The organism is Leptospira meyeri, from assembly GCF_004368965.1.
In the GTDB taxonomy this organism is placed as follows: Bacteria; Spirochaetota; Leptospiria; order Leptospirales; family Leptospiraceae; genus Leptospira_A; species Leptospira_A meyeri.
On record NZ_SORO01000014.1, the window covers coordinates 1 to 3,593 of the forward strand.

4 protein-coding genes are annotated in these 3,593 nt (G+C 37.0%); all 4 read left to right on the top strand.

The genetic code is table 11. The features are described 5' to 3' along the window. Positions 1-242: 242 nt before the first annotated feature. The 4 genes from CLV96_RS19725 (at position 243) to CLV96_RS19740 (ending at position 3,323) form a co-directional block, all read left to right on the top strand. Positions 243-1,190, top strand: coding sequence for an AlbA family DNA-binding domain-containing protein (locus tag CLV96_RS19725; protein WP_004787587.1), 948 nt, complete (start codon positions 243-245; stop codon positions 1,188-1,190). A 254-nt stretch (positions 1,191-1,444) separates the two neighbouring features. After that, a complete protein-coding gene (locus CLV96_RS19730) occupies positions 1,445-1,756 on the top strand; it encodes a type II toxin-antitoxin system MqsR family toxin (protein ID WP_004786379.1) in 312 nt (103 codons plus the stop codon). After that, positions 1,753-2,142 (top strand): type II toxin-antitoxin system MqsA family antitoxin, encoded by a 390-nt coding sequence (locus CLV96_RS19735; protein ID WP_004786989.1) that lies wholly within the window; start codon positions 1,753-1,755, stop codon positions 2,140-2,142. Before CLV96_RS19730 ends, CLV96_RS19735 begins: the two co-directional genes overlap by 4 nt. A 191-nt stretch (positions 2,143-2,333) precedes the next feature. Next, positions 2,334-3,323, top strand: coding sequence for a DUF4365 and DUF1817 domain-containing protein (locus CLV96_RS19740; RefSeq protein WP_004786084.1), 990 nt, complete (start codon positions 2,334-2,336; stop codon positions 3,321-3,323). The last annotated feature ends 270 nt before the right edge of the window (positions 3,324-3,593 follow it).

The window sequence follows — 3,593 nt, forward strand, 5'->3', positions numbered from 1 at the left end:
AAACAATTAAACTACCTAGACTTTACAAGAAAAAGTCTAATCTAGATAAACCGCAAAACTTCGTATAACAGCGACTTACCGCTACGCTTCGGGACAAGCCCTCGCTCGGGCTACGCCAAATTCCCCTTCTGGCATTCGCCTTGCTTGCGCAAGCTACATGCCAGTCCCTAACGTCCCGTCGGGACTCAGGGTCGGGGAACTTCGGTAAGTCTAGTTCGTTAGCCGCAATATCCGAAAAACTTATGAGTCTAATACAACAATTCCAAAGTATAGATATTCCAACAATAGAACGTTACGTTGAAGAAATGGAACAAGAAACACTTTTCCTTGACTTCAAAACTGTAAGAGGTGGATCACTCAAGTCTGATGATGATAAGAAAAACTTATCAAAAGCTTTATCAGGATTTGCAAACTCAGCAGGCGGGTTAATAGTCTGGGGTGTTTTGGCAAAAAAGAATGAAAATAATATCGATTGTGCAACAAAATGTGAACCTATTCAAAACATCTCACAGTTTTACTCTAGGCTAAATGAGTTAACAGGAGAATATGTTCAGCCCCTAGTTGAAAAGGTAGAACATAAAATTTTAATTTCAGATCAAATACATGATATAGGCTTTGCTGTTTCCCTAATACCAGAAAGCCTTTCCCCTCCCCATATGGCTGTCATCGATGGACGTTATTACAAACGAAGCGGTGCTAGCTTTTATCCTTTGGAACATTTCGACCTCGAAGATATGTTTGGAAGACGTCGTAAGGCAAATTTATCATTATCCCATAAGCTTATCAATTCTCCTGGAGATGCGAATAAAATTAATATCCAAATCATAATTCAAATCGTAAATACAGGAAAAGGAGTTGCGGAGCATGTTTTTTTAAATTTGAAACCCTTGGCACCGTACTCAATTTTCGCCCACGGTTTCGGAAATTTCAATCATGGTTTAAAAAAATTACTTCGACCACAAAGCAATGATGGCGAAATTCATTTCGCTGCTACAGACGGAATTGTAATCCATCCTAACTATAAATTTGATGTAACACCAATAAATTTAACCATATCAAAAATTGAAGATAAAATTTATCCTATCAAAATCTATTACAAGTTGTATACTGCAGGAACAATAGAAAAAACAGGAATCTATGAAATTTCAGAAGAAATTCTTAGGGATGAAATAAAAAAACTTTTTAGTTAATATCGGCTACTGCGGCTAACAGCGTCTTCCCGCTACGTTTCGGGACAAGCCCTCACTCGGCCTACGGCAAATTGTCCTTCTGTCACTCGCTCGCATACGCAAGCTACGTGCCAGTCCCTAACGTCCCTTCTAGGGACTCAGGGTCGGACAACTTCGGGAAGACTAGTTCGTTATGCGCAAGACCGTAAAATTGAATTCAAAATACAGAATTTTAAATAGTTGACATTGTCTACCCATTAAATATACTAGGGATAGTGGAAAAGCGTGTCTGTCATTATCCGTTAAAAAAGATAAAAGAACTGATTACCGAAGGAAAGTTTTCTATTACAAAAAATGCTCAAAAAACTGCAATTGAACAATTTGGATATGGAGAAACTGAAATTATTAATGAAGTTCTAAATTTACATAATTCTGACTTCTTTAAATCAATGACTTCTCATAATAATCATTTGCTCTGGCACGATGTTTACAAAAAGGAAGGCAATAATTATAAACTTTATATTAAAATCCAAATTTCGAACAGTAATACCTTAGTTATTTCTTTTAAAGGAGATGAAAGCTTATGAAAGATAAAAAATGGATCGATTGTCCTGTCTGTGGTGAAACAAATTCTATGGTTTTTAAAACTGATGTCTCTGAAAATTTTAATATTAAAGATTATGGGAACCTTAAAATCAATAATATAGAAGGTTACTATTGCAAAAATTGCAAAGACGGAATTCTTACTAGAAAATCTCAAAATCATATAAATGCTTCTATTGCTGAATTTAAAGCAAAAAAAGATGCAGAAGTTACAGTAGCTGCTGATCTTATTAGTGTTGATGAAATGGCAAAGAAATTAAAATTATCCCGCCAATCTGTTCATAAAATGATGAACATTGGAAAAATCAGGTATGTCTTCGTTGGAGATATAAGATTGCCTTTAAAAAACCAAAAAGTCTCTCATAAATAACGGTCCAGCGCATAACAGCGGGGAAACGCTGCGCTTCGGCACAAGGCCTCGCTTGGGCTGCGCCACATTTCCCTTCTGTCACTCGTTTGCATCCGCAAACTCCGTGCCAGTCCCTAACGTCCCGCTGGGACTCAGGGTCGGGAAACGTCGTCTCCCCTAGTTCGTTATGCGACATCCACGATAATCTAAATATGAATAACAATAACTTTTTCCCTAAACGAACCATTCAAAATCAAAAAGGTGAACAAGGCGTAATCGAGTTCGCAAAATTAATTAACTCTGAATTAAATTGGATCTTCAGGAAAACCGAACTTGAACATGATTATGGAATAGATGGTTACATTGACATTGTTCTAGCAGATGGGTCGGTATCCGGTAAGACAATAGCAGTTCAAATAAAATACGGCGAGTCCTATTTTAGACATAAAAGCCATAACGGTTTTTGGTATAGCGGAGAAACTAAACACCTAAATTATTATCTCAACCTTGATTTTCCTTTGCTACTTGTTATATTAAACAAAACAGAGACGTATTGGGTCGAATTTAATATTAATCAGACAGAAAGGACATCCTCGGGATGGCGAATAAATATACCAAAAACCAACAGGCTAGATGCAAATGCCCGCAGTTTTATAGAAAATCTCGTAGATGAAGTACAAGATTATAAAGCTCATATTGAAGCTAAGTGGTATTATGATGACTTAATGAAAAACAAAGCATCACTTATTCTTTTTGATATTTCAAAGGAAGCATTTGAGAATCAAGATATTTCTTATTGCATCAGATTTTTCAATCGATTGTTGGAAAATGAAACCTTAACTTTGCATTGTCAGGGAAAAATCGAGATCATGACATCTGCTTATGACGCTGATCCTCGCGAATTGTATGAAATTCCCGAAGTGCGGAATTATGTAGCTCATCTTGAGCCTATTGTAAAATATTGGTTTTTCTTTGCTCCAACAAGGTTAGAATCACCAACATTACGTTTACTATTACTTTGTGCTTATTGCCATAAAAATTCTAAAGGATATTGGAAACCAAATAAGAAAGATCTCAAAAGTTTTGTGGACAGAAATTTCATTGGCTTGAATGCACTAACAGAACGACTTGGAATTTCACTTAACCGCAATAAACAAATTTCCGAGGAAATCATTGCATACTTTAATCATCATTTACGATAAATAAGTAATGGAAAACCGTAGACGTCGCATAACAACGGCGAATCGCTTCGCTTCGGCACAAGGCCTCGCTCGGTCTGCGACACATAGGCTTCTGGCACTCCTCTTGCTTTCGCAAGCGTCGTTCCAGTCCCTAACGTCCCTTTCAGGGACTCAGGGTCGGGGAACGTCGTTTACACTAGTTCGTTAATTGCAATTAGTTGATCAAAAGAAGAAAACGCGCAAATTTTTTAAGAGAGTGTTGTCGATTTACGATTTGGAAGAAAACAATTC

Bases quoted from the DNA above. Each gene is read 5' to 3' on its own strand.
- CLV96_RS19725 (WP_004787587.1), top strand. From the start codon at position 243: ATGAGTCTAATACAACAATTCCAAAGTATAGATATTCCAACAATAGAA.
- CLV96_RS19735 (WP_004786989.1), top strand. From the start codon at position 1,753: ATGAAAGATAAAAAATGGATCGATTGTCCTGTCTGTGGTGAAACAAAT.
- CLV96_RS19740 (WP_004786084.1), top strand. From the start codon at position 2,334: ATGAATAACAATAACTTTTTCCCTAAACGAACCATTCAAAATCAAAAA.